The following is a 16,940-nucleotide window of genomic DNA, read 5'->3' as shown; positions in this document are numbered from 1 at the left end:
AGCCCATCGACCGTACGTGACTTGCCGACCCCTATCCTGGAGCCAAGTGTGGAGCTGAGCGGCGCACGCGTCCTGGTGGCCGGTGCCACCGGCGCCCTGGGCGGTGCCATCACCGCCGAACTCGTCGGCCGCGGTGCGCGTGCGGCCCTCACCGGACGCGATCCGAGTCGGCTGGCCGCTGCCGCACACGCGTACGCAGGCGCCCCGACCGCCCTGTTCGACGCCTACGACCCCGGCTCGTGCGCACGGGCGGTAGAGGAGATGTCGGCCACCCTCGGCGGCCTGGACGCCGTGGTCATCGCCTTCGGAGCAGTGGCGTTCGGCACGGCTGGGGAGGTCGGTGACGAGGTCGCGGAGCACCTCATGGCCGTCAACCACCTCGCGCCCGCGGCGTTCTTCCGCGCCGCGCTCGGCGTCCTGGAACCCGGTTCGGCGATCGCCGCCGTCACCGGGGCGGTGGCGGAGCGCCCGCAGAGGGGGATGGCCGACTACAGCGCGTCCAAAGCCGCGCTGCGTGCCTGGCTCGACGCCGTGCGCCGCGAAGCGAGGACGAGAGGTGTCGGGGTTCTCGAGATCCGGCCCGGGCACCTCGACACCGGATTCGCCGATCGCCCTGTGGCTGGAACGACCCCGCCGTTGCCCCAGGGCGGCGACCCGCGTCAGGTGGCCGCCGCCGTCGCGGACGCGCTGGCGGCCGACGCCGAACTCCTACGCTCCGACCCGGCCGGGTCGCCCGTCATCGAGCGGCGGGCCCAGTGACACCAGCCTCCACCGACACCTGTGAGGCGGTCGTCCTCGGCGGTGGAGCGGCTGGTCTCAGCCTGGCGGACCGCCTGGCTCGGACGGATGCGGTCCCCGTGACCCTCGTCGAGCAGCCGGACGGCCCGCTACGCCCGGCCGAACGTACCTGGTGCTACTGGAGCCAGGACGCCACCGGCCCCGATGACCCCGTCAGCGCCTCCTGGTCCCGGCTGCGCGTGCACGGATCCGACGGCCGGGAGGTGACCGCCGACTCGACACCGCTGACGTACCGCATGATGCGTTCCACGCCTTTCGAGCGCATGGTCCACTCCCGCCTGGAGCGCTCACCCGCCGGGCGCGTACTACGCGCGACGGCCGGCGAGGTGTACGACGTGCCCGGGGGTGCGGAAGTCCGGTGCACGCTGCCCGACGGCCGCCCACTGACACTGCGCGCTCGGTGGGTCTTCGACTCGCGGCCCCTTCGGACCCTGCCGCCCGCCCGGACGCAGCTGCTGCAGCACTTCCGTGGCTGGTTCATCCGTACCGATTCCGAGCAGTTCGACCCCGCGGTCGCCACCCTGATGGACTTCCGTGTGCCGCAGCCGAGTCACGGGCTCGCCTTCGGCTACGTCCTTCCGACGGCCGCCGACCGGGCACTCGTCGAGTACACCGAATTCTCCCGTGCGCCGTTGACCACCGTGGCGTACGAGGCCGCGCTCGGCCACTACGCCCGCGAGATTCTGGGCCTGGGCGCATTCACCGTCGACACCGTGGAACAAGGGGTCATCCCCATGACCGACGCCCGCTTTCCCCAGCGGATCGGGCGGGCCGTGTACCGGATCGGGACGGCGGGCGGTGCGACCCGTGCGTCCACCGGCTACACCTTCGCAGCGGTACAGCGCCAGAGCGGGGCCATCGCTGAGGCGCTGCGCGACGGTCGCGGCACGCTGCCCCCGCCTCATGGGCGACGAGCGCGAGCCATGGACGCGGTGCTGTTGCGGGCCCTGGACACCGGACGGATCGACGGCCCCGCGTTCTTCACCGACCTCTTCCGCCGGACGCCGACGCCCCGGCTGCTCCGCTTCCTGGACGGCGCGACCTCGGTCCGCGAGGAGTGGGGCATCGGACTGCGCACACCGGTCGGCCCCATGCTTCGTACCGCGGTCGAAGTGCCCTTCCTGCCCCGCCGTGCCCACACCGCCCCCCGCACTGGAGACACCCGCCGATGACACTGCTGCGCGACGACGACCTCTCACACGCCTTCGACCACGCGTCCCGTACGTACGACCGTCTCACGGCCCTCAACCCCGGATACCGAGCCGACCTGCTGCGTTCGGCGCGCCGACTCGGCCTGCCCGGGGAAGGAGCGGGCCTGCACATCCTCGATCTCGGCTGCGGCACCGGTGCCTCTACCCGGGCCCTCCTGGCCGCGGCACCCCGGGCCCGGGTCACCGCGGTGGACGCGTCGGCGGGCATGCTGCAACGCGCCCTGGCCAAGCCCTGGTCTGCCCGTGTGCGCTTCCTGCACCTGACGGCCGAGGACGTCGCGACGGCAGCCGAAGGCCCCTTCGACGCGGTCTTCGCCGCATACCTGTTCCGGAACGTCACCGACCCGGACGCCGTGCTCAGGAGCGTCCGGACCCTGCTGAGGCCCGGAGGGCGTCTCGCGGTCCATGAGTACAGCCTCAGCGGCTCGCCGGTGCACCGGGCCCTGTGGACGACGGTATGCCGTGGGATCGTCATCCCGGCGGGTACGGTCACCGGCGACCGCGCCCTGTACAGCCACCTCTGGCGCAGTGTCCTTGCCTTCGACACCGCCCCCGCGTTCGCCGACCGGCTGACGAGAGCCGGTTTCACCGGAGCGCGTGTCGCTCCCGTCGCCGGATGGCAGACGGGCATCGTGCACACCTTCCTCGCCCGCAACGGATCGACGACGGCCAAGGAGCACGACCGGTGACCCGCGGCACCCCTGTGGCCGCGCGGCGGGGCCGTGATCGCAAGGCCGAAATCCTGATGCCCGCACCCGGCAGAGCCGGGTTCCGGCGAGGCGCCGAGCCCTCGGTCGCCGTGGTCGGCGGCGGCATCGCCGGCCTTGCCGCCGCGACGCTGCTCGCCGAACGCGGTGCCCGTGTGACGCTCTACGAGAAGGAGAGTTCACTGGGCGGCCGGCTCTCCGGATACGGCACGAGACTGGCCGACGGCTCCCAGGCGACGATGACCCGCGGGTTCCACGCCTTCTTCCGCCAGTACTACAACCTGCGAGGCCTGCTGCGCCGCACCGATCCCTCCCTCGCACGCCTCACCCCGCTGTCCGACTACCCCTTGCTCCACAGCGGCGGCCTGACCGACAGTTTCGCGCGCGTCCCCAGGACGCCACCGTTCAGCGCACTCGGCTTCGTCGCCCTGAGCCCCACTTTCGGCTGGCGGGACCTCGCCGCGATGGACGCCCGGGCGGCGCTGCCGCTCCTCGACGTGCGCGTGCCCGAGGTGTACGAGCGCTTCGACGCGGTCACCGCCACGGACTTCCTGCGGACCGTGCGCTTCCCGGAAGCCGCGAACCACCTCGCCTTCGAGGTGTTCACGCGCAGCTTCTTCGCCGACCCTCGCGAACTGTCCGCCGCCGAGCTCCTGCTGATGTTCCACATCTACTTCCTCGGATCGGCGGAGGGCCTGCTCTTCGACGTACCGAGTGAGCCCTTTCCGCAGGCGCTCTGGGAACCACTCGGCGACTACCTCCAGCGCCTCGGAGTGGACGTCCGGACCGGCACCCCCGTCCATGACGTCCTCCCGCGTCGCAACGACGACGGAGCGGATCTGCACACCGACACCGGCTCCGGCCACCACGACGCCGTGGTGCTCGCCCTCGACACAGGAGGACTCCGACGGATCGTCTCCGCATCACCGGGCCTGGGCACCTCCGCCTGGCGTGACGGCGTCGCCGGACTGCGCACAGCGCCCCCGTTCCTCGTCTCCCGGCTCTGGCTCGACCGGCGGGTCCACGCGGCCCGGCCCCCCTTCCTCGGCACCAGCGGCTACGGCGGCCTGGACAACATCAGCATCCTGGAACGGTACGAGGGCGAGGCCGCCCGATGGGCCGCGCGGAACGGGGGCTCGGTGGTGGAGCTGCACGCCTATGCCGCGGACGGCGCCGCGGAGCCGGAGAAGGCTCAGCGCATGCTCGTCGAGCAGTTGCATCAGGTGTACCCGGAGACCCGCGACGCACGCGTCGTCGACGTCCGGCACGAATGGCGGTCGGACTGCCCGCTCTTCCTGGTCGGCACCCACCACCTGCGTCCCACCGTGCAGACGCCCCACCCGTGGCTGACACTGGCCGGGGACGCGATCCGTTGCGACCTCCCGGTCGCCCTCATGGAACGAGCCGCCACCACCGGCTTCCTGGCGGCGAACGCGCTCCTCGCCCCATGGGGAGTGCGGGGCCAGGTGCTGTGGACAGTTCCCCGGGCGGGCCGTTCACCCGCGCTCAGAGCACTCGCGGCCGCCGCGGGACGCCGACCGGCCCCCTGACGGACGCCCTGCCGACGCCCGAAGGCCGACAGGGCACACAGCCCGCCACGCCGGCCCGTGGTCAGCCGGGGAATCTCCCGGTGCTGCGCAGCACCCAGCGACGCTCGGCATAGGCCAGATCGTCGCGCCACAGACGCGCCGCCGCGCGGCGCATCACCGGACGCAGCATCGGGGCGGCGGCCCGGGCCAGGGCGAAGCCCGGCCGGTCCGACGCGGCAACGACCGCCTCGACAACGGCGGTCCGAGGCCGTTCGGCGTTCAGACCGGTCAGTGGGGTCGCGTGCGTCTCCACGACGGACGTGGCTCCCTCACCGTCGGTGATACGCATGACGACCGTGCGCGGTTCCGGCGCGGTGAACTCGGCCCGCACCGGGACCACCAGACGCCCGGCCACCCGGAACGAGACGTCGACGACGAACGCGTCGTCGACGTCGTCCTGTGGCTCCCGCACCACCACCAGGTCCACGAAGGAGTACGGATGGAACCACGAACCGTGCCACGGGTCGAGCCGATTGGCCACCACATCCTGCGGCTCGCATCGCCCGACCGTCGTGAACACGGCGTCCACACCGCGGCCCGTCGCGGGCCGCACCGGCACGACGGGGCGCTCGGCGGGCTCCTCGCCCCCCACCTCGTCCAGCCGTACCCACACAAGGACGCCGTCGTCGTGCACGGGGAACGGCTGCCAGCCGGCGAACGCAGAACCGTTCAGAGCCAGGCCGTGCCAGTGGCAGACCAGCGTGCCGCACACCACCCGGCTGTCACGCAGAGGAGCACCCAGATGCGGGCAGACGCCTTGACCCGCGTGCAGCTCACCCTCGTCCGAGCGCCACAGCACCACCTCCACACCACCGACGGTCCTGCCGTACGGACGTCCTGAGGCGGCCACCTCCCGCGAGGCACCGACCACGAACCAGTTGCCGGACGGACGGGCGCACGCACGCTTGAGAGCGTCGGCGATGAGTACCGGCCGCGCCTGGCGCCACGTCGGTGCCTGCGCTGCCCAGCCCGGGCCACGACGCCGACGCCGCAACGGAGGCGTCCAACGTGGCCCGCCGGTTCGCTCACTCAATGCCCCGGACCTCTCCGCTCGCCCACGCCATGACCCGCCGCGACCCTCCGCCCTGAGGCACGAGCCCGCAACCGGGCGCGAACCACGTGCAGCGCACCGGCTGCGGCAGTCGCCGCACGACGCCCCCCGGACACCACCGCACGACGATGCAGCACGGTGTAGTCCTGAGCCGCGATCGCGTCGAGAATGCCGCCGTACAGGGTGAATGCCGTGCGGATACAGGGACGTACGCGCGGGTCGAGCATGGCGATGCCCGGCTCCGCCGCCCGGTACTCGTCCCTCGTCATGGCTTCCGCGGCGACGAGGGCCCGACGGATCCGCGGGTCGGCGCGCCCGGTACGTCGGCTCCACTCCAGGAGCGGCCTGTCCACACCATGGGCGGCGAGCAGATCGCCGGGCAGGTAGACGCGACCGCGGTCGAGGTCCTCGCCCACGTCCCGCAAGAAGTTGGTGAGCTGGAACGCCACACCGAGAGCCGCCGCGTGCGGTGCCGCTTCCTCACGCGGCACGACCGTGCCGAGTACCGGCAGCATCTGCAGACCGATCACCGCGGCCGAACCGTGCACATAGCCCCGCAACGCGGCATAGGTGGGATACTCGGTGACGCTCAGGTCGGCGCGCATCGACGACAGGAAGTCGGCGAACAGCACGTGCTCGATGTCGTACCGGTCCGCGGTGTCGGCAACGGCCCGGACCACGGGCTCGTCTCCGTCACCTGCCCGCAGCCCTTGTGCCAGGTCGCGCTCCAGACGGCTGAGCAGCCGGTCGCGCTCGGCGGGCGACTTGTACCGGTCGAGATCGTCGACGATGTCGTCGGCCCAGCGGGCGAAGCCGTACAGCGCGTGGACAGCCGAGCGGCGTTCCAGCGGCAGCAGACGGGTGGCAAGGAAATAGGTCTTGCCGTGACGGGCGTTGAGCCGCCGGCACTGGGCGTAGGCGGCGCGCAGCGCAGGATCGGTGATCCCCGCCGCCTCGAGTTCACGACGGGTCATCAGCACCTGCCTGTGCCGGAGTGGCGGGTACGGGCGTCGGAGTCTGAGGCGGACGCGCGGTGACGAGCCGACGTCCGGCGCCGCCGGTGACGCGCGCGGCGGCGAGCTTGCCGCTGATGAGCACGGTGGGGACGCCGACGCCAGGAGTGGTTCCGCATCCGGCAAGCACCACGTTCTCCACGCCACGCACGAGGTTGCGCGGCCGGAACGGTCCGGTCTGGGCGAACGTGTGGGCGACCGAGAAGGGACTGCCCGCCGCGTGACCCTGTGCCGTCCAGTCGAGCGGGGTCACCAGAAGTTCCTCCTGGACGCTGTCCGCGAACCCGCCCAGGCCCCGGCGCTCCAGTTCGCCGACCAGGCGGTCGCGGTAGCGCGGGCCGAGGTCCCGCCAGGCTGCGGCAGGCGGGCCGGCCGTGGTGTTCGGGCAGGGTGCCAGAATGTAGTGGAGATGGCGGCCAGGCGGTGCGAGGGCGGCATCGTGTGAGGTCGGGCGGGTGATCAGCAGGGACGGGTCGCTCATCAGCTGTCCCGATCGAGTCAGTTCGTCGAACGTGCGCTCCCACGCGGCACCGAACGAGAGGGTGTGGTGGGAGAGGTGGGGCCAGGTACGGTCGGTCCCGGCGTGGAGGATCACCGCGGACGGTGAGTGGCGAATCCGTGACGGACGCCGGGGTGCTCGTCCCAACAGCCGGTAGGCGGCGGGGAGTTCACACGTGAGCACCACCGCGTCGCACGGGATCCGTTCGCCCGTGGCTAGGCGAACGGCCCGCACGCGACGCCCCGAGCGCTCCAGAGCGCTCACTTCCGACGTCCAGCGCAGGTCGGCTCCGGCCTGCGCGGCGGCGTCGGCCAGTGCGCGCGGAATCGTGTGCATGCCTCCCTTGGGGAACCAGACGCCGGCCACGGTGTCCATGTAGGCGATCACCGCGTAGGCCGCGAGGGCACGGGCCGGGGCCACACCGGCGTACAGCGACTGGAAGGAGAAGACCCGACGCAGGCGGTCGTCGGAGAGGAAGCGGCCGATCCGGTCGTCCAGCCGACCGAACCCGCCCAGCGCCGCCAGACGTGCCAGGTCCGGGTTCAGCAGCTGGAAGGGGCTGTCGAAGTTCGTGTCGATGAACCGGTGCATCTGCGCCCGGTACAGACGCTCCAGCCAGGTCCGCAGATCACGGTACCCGGCCGCCTCCGCCGGTCCGGCGAAGCGTCGTACCTCTGCCTCCATCGCCTCGCCGTCGGTATGCACGTCGAGCGAGGAACCATCGGCGAAGCACGCCCGGTACGCCGGATGCAGGGCCACCAGCTCGACGTGACGGTAGAGGCTGTCGCCGACAGAGGCGAACGCCTCGTCGGCCAGATGCGGCATCGTCAGCACCGTCGGACCGGTGTCCACCTGGTATCCACCCAGGTGCAGACGTCCAGCCCGGCCGCCCGGACCGGACTCGCGTTCGACGACGGTGACCCGGCGGCCCGCACCCAGCAGGTGCAGGGCACACGCGAGCCCCGACAGACCGGCGCCCACCACGACGACATGATCGGTCGGCCCCGCCACCGTCCTCACGCGACCTCCTCCGCGCGGCGCGGAACCACGCCCGAGGCGCGTTCGACCAGCGCGGCGAACTCACCTCGCACGCTGGGGTGGGCGCCGGTGCGCTCGAAGTGCAGGAGACTCATGGCAGCCAGCTCGCCGATCTTCGCCTCCACCACCTCCCTGGCCCCTGTCCGCTCCAGGGCGGTACGCATACGCTCGACGGCCCGCTCCGACCCTGTCTCGGCGCCCGGAGCGAGGGCCGCGGCCGCGCGGTGCTCCCCGCCGGCCTCGGCGAGTTCGAGCGCGACAGCCAAGAGGTAGGTGAGCTTGCGCGAACGAAGATCGTCACCTGCCGGTTTGCCGGTCAGAACGGGGTCACCGAAGGCGCCGAGGAGGTCGTCACGGAGTTGGAACGCCAGCCCGGCGCACCGGCCGGCTGCCCTCAGGGCGTCCAGCACGTCATCGTCGGCTCCCGCCAGCGTCCCGCCCAGGGCCAGCGGACGAGCGACCGTGTACAGGGCACTCTTCAGGGTCGCGACGGCCAGCGCTTCGTCGACGCCGGACGAACGAACGGCCTGAGCGCGCAGGTCGCGGTACTGACCGGCCACCATCTCGGTGCGCATCGCCCGCCACTCCGCGTGCAGCCGCGCGCCCTGCGGCGTACCGAGTGCGGTCTCCGTCAGCAGATCATCCGCCCAGGCCAGAGCCAGATCACCGGCGAGTACGGCGGCAGAGGTCCCGAAGGACTCTGCGGAGCCGTGCATGCCCGCGGCCCAGTGCGTGCGGGCCATCTCGACGTGCATCGCGGGGGCACCCCTGCGGCGCAGGGATCCGTCCATCACATCGTCGTGCACCAGGGCGCACGCCTGAAGCAGTTCGAGGGCGGCTCCCACGCGGAGGACCGCCGTGGTGTCGCCCGAGCCGCCTGCCGCCCGCCAGCCACAGGACGCGAACGCCGTGCGCAGCCGCCTTCCGCCGCGTACGACCAGCGCTGCCACGCGGTCGGCCAGGTCGCGGGCGAAGACGGGATCGACCCCACGAGACTGGCCCAGTCGCGCGTCAAGGACGTTCTCGAGGACGGTGGCCGCTGCGTCCGTGGCTTCGGGCGCGGCCGGCGGATCGGCAGCGCGTTCGACCGTTGCTGCCATTGCCGGCGGCAGTCCAAGCATGCGCGCCCCCTTCTCACTCACGGCTGTCTGCACAACGGTGCTTCCGCCGAAGACCTCCATACGGATGCGCTGATCTCTTCCCGGTACAGGCCGGTCCGGGGACGTACTCACTCGGGTGGCCCATCGATGTGGAGCTCATGGCGGTGTGCCGGCTCTGTCGCGCTGCGGCGGCGGACCGATGGCCACCGCTGATGCGGTCGGGCCATCGCGCGACCGCGGGATTCGCTGACCGCCTGCGGGCGGCTCCCTCGCCCAGGAGCGCCCGGTAGCGGACGACGGGCGACAGCCGGCTCGCGGGGGCGGCCCTGAACCGAGTTCCGGTGCAGGCAGCGCCGGAAGGCGAGGTGTACGTGACAGCCCACCGACGCCCTCCAGCGCTTGTCACGCCCGTGAGTCTGCGTGAGTAGCGTGCCGAAGCGTGCATCGCCCGAGCCGTCCGCCACGACAGGGCTGTACGGCGGCCTTCGACGGGCGGCCGATCAGGTGCGGTGGTTGCGTGGCCACGAGACGCCTCCTTCGCGAAAGGCACGACCGTGGCTGACGTGGCTTCTGGGTCCGCCCCCGGTGCACCGTCCCGGGCACGTCTGTACAGGACAGCACCAGCACGGGGCCGATCTCCCGCGCACAAGCCCGGCGCGCTGCGCAAGACGAGCGAACCATCGTGACCAGGCACGACGACGCCCGCGACGAGAACAACAGAGACGGCGACGGGCCCGAACGCGGCCACCAGCGTCCTGACGGCGTCAGTGACGCCACGGTGGAAGCGCTCGGTTCTCTGTCGAAGGCATTGGAAACGACCGAACGAGCCCGTGGCCACCTCTACGCCTTCCATCAGCTGACCGGAACCGCCGACCTGGAACTGGACCGGGCGGTGCACCTGCTGCGCGAGGCCGGCCACGGTCGATGGGCCGACCGCGTGGAGCGGGAGATCACGGGTCGCAACGTCATCCCCGGCCGTTGGACCTTCCAGATCATCGAGGAGTACAACGACACCTACTACGAGCCGTTCAGAGAGACGGAACGCCGTGCCCGAGCCGAACTGGCACACGGCGTGGACCATCTGTACGAAGCCGAAATGAAGGAAGCCCGCCGCACCCACGGTCACTCCGACCACACCGCCCGCCCCGACCCCGGCGGGTAGCCGACCCGCGCTCGCAGGAAGGGCTGCGGTGGGCCACGGAGTGCTCCCGGTGACCTTGAACAGCAGCGCGCCGTTTCGGGGCAGCGTCCGGCCGAGTACCTCGTCGCGGACTGTGGCGAGCGGCGCGGTCCGGCCGGGCGCGTCGGCCGGCGGGCACGGGGGTGGGCGCTGCCATGACGCCTGGCCTCCGGGCCGTGAAGCTGGGCGGGGGGGCGTCGCTATGGAGGGGGCGGAGCGTCGCGGGCTGATTGGAGTGGGCGCCGGCGGGCGTGGTGGGTGCGCCGTATGGAGTACGGGGCAGGCGTGTTCCGGCGGTGCGTCTGATGCTGGGGCGGTCCCTTTGAACCGGGTGTCCCGCGCCCGGTGCCACTGCGAAGGAGTCCTCGTGTCTGCATGCCCCGAAGTCCGTTCCCGTTCCCACGTCCGCCTGCGGCTGTCCGTCGCCGGCCTGGCCGCGTCCGCGGTACTCGCCGCGCTGGTCCAGCCCGCGCAGGCCACGGCCGGGCCGCCGTTCCCGGACGGGGTGCTGCAGCAGCAGCTGAACGATCTCGTCCGTACGGCCGGGGGTCCGCCCGGAGTGATCGCGCTGATGCGGCAGGGCGCCCGGACGGAGGTCTACCGTGCGGGCGTCGCCGACACGACGACGGGCCGCCCGCCCCGCACGACCGACCATATGCGGATCGCGAGTGTCGCCAAGGCTTTCAGCGGAGCGGTCGCCCTGCGCCTGGTGGACCGGGGCCGGCTGCGCCTCGACGACACGATCGGCGAGCTCCTGCCGTCACTGCCCGCGGCATGGCATCAGGTGACGCTCCGCCAGCTGCTCAGCCACACCAGTGGTCTGCCCGACTTCTCGACGGCGCCGGAGTTCATCGAGATCCTGCGGGAAGACCCCCGGCATCATTTCGACTCCCGCCGGCTGCTCGACTTCGTCGCCGGCGTCGACCTGCTGTTCCCGCCGGGATCGCGCTACGAGTACTCGAACTCCGACAACATCGCCGTGGCGCTGATGGCCGAAGCGGTCACGGGGCAGCGGTACGAGCGGCTGCTCGACCAGCTCGTGTACCGGCCACTCGGCCTCCGGCAGACCAGCCTGCCCCAGGGCTACCGGCTGCCGGAGCCGTATCTGCACGGCTACGACGTGGCGCCGCCCGCCCCGCCGGAGGACATCAGCGAGGTGCTCAGCGCGTCGGGCGTCTGGGCCTCCGGCGGAATCGTCTCCACCCCGAAGGACCTCAACAGCTTCATCCGTGCGTGGGCCGGCGGACACGGCTTCCTGTCGAAGGAGACCAGGCGCGGGCAGCGGACCTTCATCCCCGGCGCCGCCTCCGAGCCCGCCGGTCCCGGCGTCAACGCGGGCGGACTGGCGATCTTCCGCTACACGACGCGGTGCGGCACGGTGTACGGGCACACAGGGAACTTCCCCGGCTATACCCAGTTCGCGGCCGGCACCGCGGACGGCAAGCGCTCCCTCACGTTCTCGGTCAACACCCAGACCAGCAAGAGCCTGAAGCCGGAACTGCTGGCCAAGGTCCGTGCCGTCCAGGAGGACTTCGTCTGCGCCCTGCTGCGACGCTGACAGACGTCGACGCACCGCAGCCCTGGCCACGAGCAGGAACGGTGCGGCAGTGACGACCACACCGACAGTCACGGCGAGCCGGATCGCGCGGACCCTGATGACGCTCTCAACCCGCATCGCTTCAGTCCGCCGTAGGGAAGCCCCGGCGCGTCACCCTCCTGGCCCTGACCCCGCGGCCTTCGCAGGGGTAGGGATGAGGGGCATGAGCAACGAGAACGCCGCCTCCCAGTCTCTGAAGGCGAAACACCGGGCGATGTGGGCCCTGGGCGACTACGCCGCCGTGGCAACGCAGGTCATCTCCGAGCTGGGGGGGCGTGCTGGTGCACGAGTGCGGCATCCGGCAGGGCGACCGTGTCCTCGACGTCGCGGCCGGCTCCGGGAACGCGGCCATCCCCGCCGCCCTTGTCGGCGCGGACGTCGTCGCTTCCGACCTCACCCCCGAGCTCCTGGAGGCCGGGCGCAACCTCGCGGGGGAGCGGGGTGCGCGGCTGGACTGGCGGGAGGCCGACGCCGAGGCCCTGCCCTTCGCGGACGGCGAGTTCGGCACGGTGATGTCCTGCGTCGGCGTGATGTTCGCCCCGCGCCACCAGCAGGCGGCCGACGAACTGGTCCGGGTCTGCCGCCCGGGCGGCACCATCGGGCTGATCAACTGGACACCTGAGGGTTTCATCGGGCAGATGTTCGCCACGATGCGCCCGTACGCCCCTCCACCGCCGCCGGGCGCCCAGCCGCCGCCTCTGTGGGGCGACCCGGACCACGCGCGCTCCCTGCTCGGGGACCGGGTGACGGACGTGGATGCCCGCCGACAGCCGCTGCGAGTGGACCGGTTTGCGCGACCGGAGGAGTTCCGGGACTTCTTCAAGACCTGCTACGGGCCGACCATCGCCACGTACCGGTTCATCTCCGAGGACCCCGAGCGAGTGGCCGCCCTCGACGAAGCCCTCGTCGACCTGGCCTCGCAGCACCTCGCCGACGGCGCCATGGACTGGGAGTACCTACTGGTCACAGCCCGACGGGCCGACACATAGGAGGGCGTCGAGCTGCCACGCCGAGCGCGGAGGCGGGGACGGATCACACCGCCGTACGAGACGACCGACATCTCGGCCTGCCTGCTGGAACCGTTCCCCGACCTGTCGACACACCGGCCGGCCAGCGCCTCGTACACCAACGACCCCCATCCGCCATCACGTTCGGCGGAGGCGTGGCGCTGTGCGTCGTCCACGGCTCGCCGATCGCCGAGCCACGGCGGCGGAGCCTCTCCGGTCCGCATGGGACGGAATCAGGTCTCGCTTCTCCGGGAACCCTGCCTTGTCGGTCGCGACGGCAGGAGCGCCGGGCGCTGTGCACAAGGCCAACGGTCCATCCATCGTCCTGACCCGCGATCCGGCGTCGCGGTGGAAGGACCACAGCACCTCGCGTGGCAGAGCCGTCACCGGCTTCCCGGAGGCAGACCGGGCCCAGCCCCGGCGAAACGGCGGCCCGGGCCTCCGGGCACACCGTTCGCTCGGGCAGGCGCAGGAGGCAACCACAAAACGGCAGCGGTCCGCGCGCGGCCGTTTCGCTACGCCGTTCGCCCCGCCGTGATCGGACCGACCGTACGGGCGGGGCTGGACCTCCCATCTCGGGGCCGCTACCGGTCAGCTCTGCGGAAGATGCCGAGCGTCTTCGTGAGCGTTTTCAGCGGTGAGGTGTCCTGCTCGGCCGTAGCCGGTGCGGGTGCCCCGGGTGTGTTGCCGCCGCCGGTGGCCTCGGCGAGCGCGGCGAGTGCCGACTCGGCCGCCTCACGGTACAGGTCGCAGGACGCCGTCATGGACTTGAGTGCTTCGGCGTACCAGGTGACCATGGCCCGTGCGTGGACGAGTTCCTCATCCGTGGTGAGCAGGTGCCAGCCCCGGCGCAGTCGTGTCAGTGCCTGTTCGGCGTCGGCCGGCAGCGGTCGTGGCAGTGCGGCGAACTCCGTGATCTTCCGCAGGAGTTCGGTCGGCTCGGTGCCGTCGAGGAAGACGTCGCCCACGGTGAAGCGTTCCGCGTCGTAGCCCGGGGGCTGCGGTGTGGGGGGTAGGACGACGGCACCGCCGCGCGGTAGCCCCACGCCCAGCTCACGCTTCATCACGAAGTCGGCGATCAGCGCCTGCTCCGGAGTGGCCCGGTGCTCGATCACACGGTGCCTGAGGCTCGGTGGCAGGAACGCCGTGACCGGCCGCCGCCCCAGCGCGTCCGGCGTCATCGCCTCGTGCACCACGACATGGACGAACCAGCTCTGCCGGGTGCAGTCTCGCAGCAGGCGCCGCAACTCGCCATCGTCCTTGGGCAGGTAGTCGACCGTCCGCAGACGCCCGCCCGGCACCCTGTCGTGATCCCAGGCGACCTGGTCGCTGTCGGGCCAGAACACGGTGGCGGGTGAGGGCCAGCTCGGCTCCCATGCCCGCTCCGCCTCGGCGGCCAGTACCCAGGCGACCTCGCTCTCGTTGCCGACACGGCGGGACTCAGGCTCATAGGTGGTCAGTTGAGCACGCACCGTGACGTCGCCGGCCACGCGCCAGCGTGCTTCGAACAGGCGGCGGGCCGAGGGGCCGGGGTCGGCGGACTCGTCCCGGGGGAACAGATCGGTCGAGCGGGCCGCCTCGACGGGATCGAGGTCGAGGAAGTCGTCGATCACTCTGGCCGCCTTGAGGGCGAGCAGGTTGCGTCGGACGTCCCGCTCGGCCTCCGGCCCGAGGTGACGCCCCCGTCCGAGCCATGCGGTATCCGGGGCAGTGGTCGATGAAGAGCTGCTGTTGGCCATGGAACCGTCCAGTGGGTGATCGGGGCTCGACCAGTATGGTCCGTGGCCCGAGCAGCGGAGTCCACCAGGCCGCCGCACCGGACAGGCGGAGCGCGCTTCCCGGTGTGCGGTCTCACCGATATCGGCCAGAGCACGTCACGCGCCGTCTCTCAGGGCCCACGTGACGCGCCCCGAACCACGACGCGTGCCGCGCTGGAACCGACTGCCGACATTCTCCGGCAGTCCGCCGCTCACCTCCCACGCGACGGGCCTCGCCCCGTTCGCCGCTCACGAGGACGGACCGGCGAACGCCCAAGAGGTCGCGGCCCTTCACCGGACGGCCGTCGTCGGCGTTCCGGAGAATCCCCGCGACGGCTGCGGAGACACACTCGACGACATGGTCACCGGCATGCACGGGCGCATCGTTCCAGACGCCGCTCCCAGCACCCGTCCACCCTGACCGAAGAGGTGGCTCCAATCGTCGCGCATGAGGAGGGGAGGGTCGGCGCATGGGGGTTCGGCCTGAAGGGCATCACGGCTGGGTGAGGACAACGGGGTATGGGCGGGGTTGGTATCGCGGGCGGATGCCCGTCTGGTTACGGGCACTGGTCGTTCTCGCGGCCGGATGGGGGGTCGTTCTCTGCGGCCAGCAGGTCGCCGAAGGGTACGGGGAGACCATGGTGTACCGCGAGGCGCCGGTCTGCGAGGTCGGGAGCCTGAAGGGGAACGGGGGCGAGGGAGAGGCGTGCGTGCGGCGCGAGGCGGGTACGGTGATCGACCGCCGGACGGGCAAGCACTGCACCTCCAACGGCACGAGCGGCGGCACGAGCGGCGGCGTCGTGACGATCGGCGGAGGCGGCGGCTCGGCCACCGCCGGCGGCAGCATGGGCGGTGTGGTGACAGGTGGGGTGTCCGCCGGGGGCGGTGGGGGCGGTACGACGTGCACGACGTACCACGACATCGAGGTGGAGTGGCCCGACCGCGCCGCCTGGCTTGCGGTGGGGTCGGAGACATACGACGACGTCAAGGAGGGGGACCGCGCCGAAGTCCGGCTATGGCGGGGTGAGGTCGTGGGGCTGCTGGTGGGCGGCCGTACCCATTCCTACGCACCCTCCTCCCAGACCGGTGTCCTGTGGTGGCTCGCGCTGGGCTGCCTGGTGCTGGCGGCGGGCGCGTGGGGAGTGGTGAGCGGACGGCTCTCGGGCCTCTTCGCCTTCCCCAATTTCGGCTGGCCTTTCGTGGCCGTGGGGCTCGGCTGGCTCGGTGCCATGGCACTGTTCGGTGGACACCTTCTGGTGTGGGGCTTCGCGGTCGTGTGGACGGGGTTCGCGGTCTTCTGGATCGTGGGAGCCTGGCGGGACCGGTGACCCGGCCCAGCCTTCCGAGGGGACCTGTCCACCCTGGCCGAGTCAGGGATACGGGGCCGGGCCGGTGAGGGGCCGTCGGTCGCCTGCCCCTTCACGCCGGCGCGAGCCGAGGGGTGTGCGACGCGGGACTCCCTCCCGGAACGACCGACTGCGGGACGGGTCAGAGCCAGCCCCTGTGAGCCGCCTGCACACCCGCCTGGAAGCGTGTCTCCGCGCCCAGTTCCACCATCAGCTCGGTGAGCCGGCGTCCCACGGTCCGCTCGGTCACGCCCAGGGAGCGGGCGATCGTGCGGTCCTTCAGGCCGGACGCCATCAGCGAGAGCAGCTCTCGGTCCCTTTCGGACGGGCCGTTCTGCGCCCCGTCCGCGCCGAGGGGCGTAGCGGGCGCCCACAGGCTCTCGAAGCAGCAGACGAGGGCGTCGACGAGTGCCGACTCGTGCACCAGCAGCCGGACGCTCGGGTCCTGCTCGGTGTAGGAGACGAGCAGCACAGCTGTCATCCGGTCGACGACGAACATCTTCATGGTGACATCAGGAAGGGTCCTGGCCTGTTCGCCGGCCTCGGTGCAGCGGCGCATGGCCGCCATGTGCCCGGGTGAGGCCAGTGCCTCGCGGGCGTAGACGAACCGGTAGGCGACGCCTTCCGCGAGCCTGCGTAGTTCGAGGTCGTTCGGGTTGCTCTGGCCGCCGATGTACGGCGGGGCGTCGACCGCGATGATCTCCTCGCGTGCTTCGAGCTGGAGCCGGGACACCGCGGCCAGTACGGCGTCCTCGCCCTCAAGCAGTTCGACGACCGGGGCCCCTGTGTGCGGCCGCGCACGCAGCCGGTCGGCCAGCTCCTCCACGTGCAACTGCATCTGGGCGAGGTCGCCGCGCCGACGGCTGATCAGCGCGGGGAGAGCCTCGTCGGGTGCGATGAGGGCGTACAGCGGGGGAGTGAAGCCGATCTGCTGGACGAGCCCGTGGTGGAGCAGACGACGGATCGCGGAGCGCAGTTCGGCGGGGCAGCGGCTGACGCTCTCCGCGAGTGTCACGACCAGCCGGAGGTGAGGCCTGGGTCGACGAC

At 71.8% G+C, this 16,940-nt stretch carries 14 protein-coding genes; 8 read left to right on the top strand and 6 right to left on the bottom strand.

Annotation, left to right across the window (positions count from 1 at the left end; all coding sequences use genetic code 11):
• Positions 1–21: 21 nt before the first annotated feature.
• From ACFUJR_RS17380 to ACFUJR_RS17365, 4 genes are read left to right on the top strand one after another with little or no spacing between them, the layout of a single operon-like run.
• Positions 22–759 (top strand): SDR family NAD(P)-dependent oxidoreductase, encoded by a 738-nt coding sequence (locus ACFUJR_RS17380; protein ID WP_383172632.1) that lies wholly within the window; start codon positions 22–24, stop codon positions 757–759.
• On the top strand, positions 756–1,970 hold the full coding sequence (locus ACFUJR_RS17375) for a lycopene cyclase family protein (RefSeq protein ID WP_383172634.1): 1,215 nt from the start codon (positions 756–758) through the stop codon (positions 1,968–1,970). The genes ACFUJR_RS17380 and ACFUJR_RS17375 overlap by 4 nt, the downstream gene beginning before the upstream one ends.
• Positions 1,967–2,698 carry a methyltransferase domain-containing protein gene (locus tag ACFUJR_RS17370; protein WP_383172636.1) on the top strand — a complete coding sequence of 244 codons (732 nt, stop codon included), beginning with the start codon at positions 1,967–1,969 and terminating at the stop codon, positions 2,696–2,698. Before ACFUJR_RS17375 ends, ACFUJR_RS17370 begins: the two co-directional genes overlap by 4 nt.
• A 56-nt stretch (positions 2,699–2,754) precedes the next feature.
• Positions 2,755–4,266: an FAD-dependent oxidoreductase gene (locus ACFUJR_RS17365; protein WP_383172660.1), complete on the top strand. Its 1,512-nt coding sequence runs from the start codon at positions 2,755–2,757 to the stop codon at positions 4,264–4,266.
• Positions 4,267–4,327: 61 nt separating this feature from the next.
• Here the strand turns inward: ACFUJR_RS17365 and ACFUJR_RS17360 are convergent, their stop codons facing one another.
• From ACFUJR_RS17360 to ACFUJR_RS17345, 4 genes are read right to left on the bottom strand one after another with little or no spacing between them, the layout of a single operon-like run.
• Positions 4,328–5,338, bottom strand: a complete 1,011-nt coding sequence (locus tag ACFUJR_RS17360) for a DUF5914 domain-containing protein (RefSeq protein WP_383172638.1) — start codon at positions 5,336–5,338, stop codon at positions 4,328–4,330.
• Complete coding sequence (locus tag ACFUJR_RS17355) at positions 5,335–6,330, bottom strand: phytoene/squalene synthase family protein (protein ID WP_383172640.1); 996 nt, start codon at positions 6,328–6,330, stop codon at positions 5,335–5,337. The genes ACFUJR_RS17360 and ACFUJR_RS17355 overlap by 4 nt, the downstream gene beginning before the upstream one ends.
• Positions 6,317–7,888: a phytoene desaturase family protein gene (crtI, locus tag ACFUJR_RS17350; protein ID WP_383172642.1), complete on the bottom strand. Its 1,572-nt coding sequence runs from the start codon at positions 7,886–7,888 to the stop codon at positions 6,317–6,319. The genes ACFUJR_RS17355 and crtI overlap by 14 nt, the downstream gene beginning before the upstream one ends.
• Entirely contained in the window at positions 7,885–9,027 is a 1,143-nt protein-coding gene (locus ACFUJR_RS17345) for a polyprenyl synthetase family protein (RefSeq protein ID WP_383172644.1), read from the bottom strand. The genes crtI and ACFUJR_RS17345 overlap by 4 nt, the downstream gene beginning before the upstream one ends.
• Positions 9,028–9,688: 661 nt before the next feature.
• On the opposite strand from ACFUJR_RS17345, the gene ACFUJR_RS17340 reads away from it, so the two are divergent.
• The 3 genes from ACFUJR_RS17340 to ACFUJR_RS17330 all read left to right on the top strand — a co-directional run bounded on the left by ACFUJR_RS17340 (position 9,689) and on the right by ACFUJR_RS17330 (position 12,772).
• On the top strand, positions 9,689–10,168 hold the full coding sequence (locus tag ACFUJR_RS17340) for a hypothetical protein (protein WP_383172646.1): 480 nt from the start codon (positions 9,689–9,691) through the stop codon (positions 10,166–10,168).
• A 385-nt stretch (positions 10,169–10,553) separates the two neighbouring features.
• Entirely contained in the window at positions 10,554–11,744 is a 1,191-nt protein-coding gene (locus ACFUJR_RS17335; RefSeq protein ID WP_383172648.1) for a serine hydrolase domain-containing protein, read from the top strand.
• Positions 11,745–12,058: 314 nt separating this feature from the next.
• On the top strand, positions 12,059–12,772 hold the full coding sequence (locus ACFUJR_RS17330; RefSeq protein ID WP_383172650.1) for a class I SAM-dependent methyltransferase: 714 nt from the start codon (positions 12,059–12,061) through the stop codon (positions 12,770–12,772).
• A gap of 602 nt (positions 12,773–13,374) precedes the next feature.
• On the opposite strand, the gene ACFUJR_RS17325 is transcribed toward ACFUJR_RS17330, so the two are convergent.
• Entirely contained in the window at positions 13,375–14,529 is a 1,155-nt protein-coding gene (locus ACFUJR_RS17325) for a hypothetical protein (protein WP_383172652.1), read from the bottom strand.
• A 563-nt stretch (positions 14,530–15,092) separates the two neighbouring features.
• Here ACFUJR_RS17325 and ACFUJR_RS17320 point away from each other — a divergent pair.
• Positions 15,093–15,875 (top strand): hypothetical protein, encoded by a 783-nt coding sequence (locus ACFUJR_RS17320; RefSeq protein WP_383172654.1) that lies wholly within the window; start codon positions 15,093–15,095, stop codon positions 15,873–15,875.
• 160 nt (positions 15,876–16,035) lie between these two features.
• Here ACFUJR_RS17320 and ACFUJR_RS17315 read toward each other — a convergent pair whose 3' ends face one another.
• Positions 16,036–16,908 carry a LuxR C-terminal-related transcriptional regulator gene (locus ACFUJR_RS17315; RefSeq protein WP_383172656.1) on the bottom strand — a complete coding sequence of 291 codons (873 nt, stop codon included), beginning with the start codon at positions 16,906–16,908 and terminating at the stop codon, positions 16,036–16,038.
• Positions 16,909–16,940 lie beyond the last annotated feature (32 nt).

The organism is Streptomyces sp. NPDC057271, from assembly GCF_042668715.1.
GTDB lineage: Bacteria > Actinomycetota > Actinomycetes > Streptomycetales > Streptomycetaceae > Streptomyces.
The sequence above is the reverse complement of the archived record's forward strand: the minus strand, read 5'-3'. Positions and strand labels throughout refer to the sequence as shown.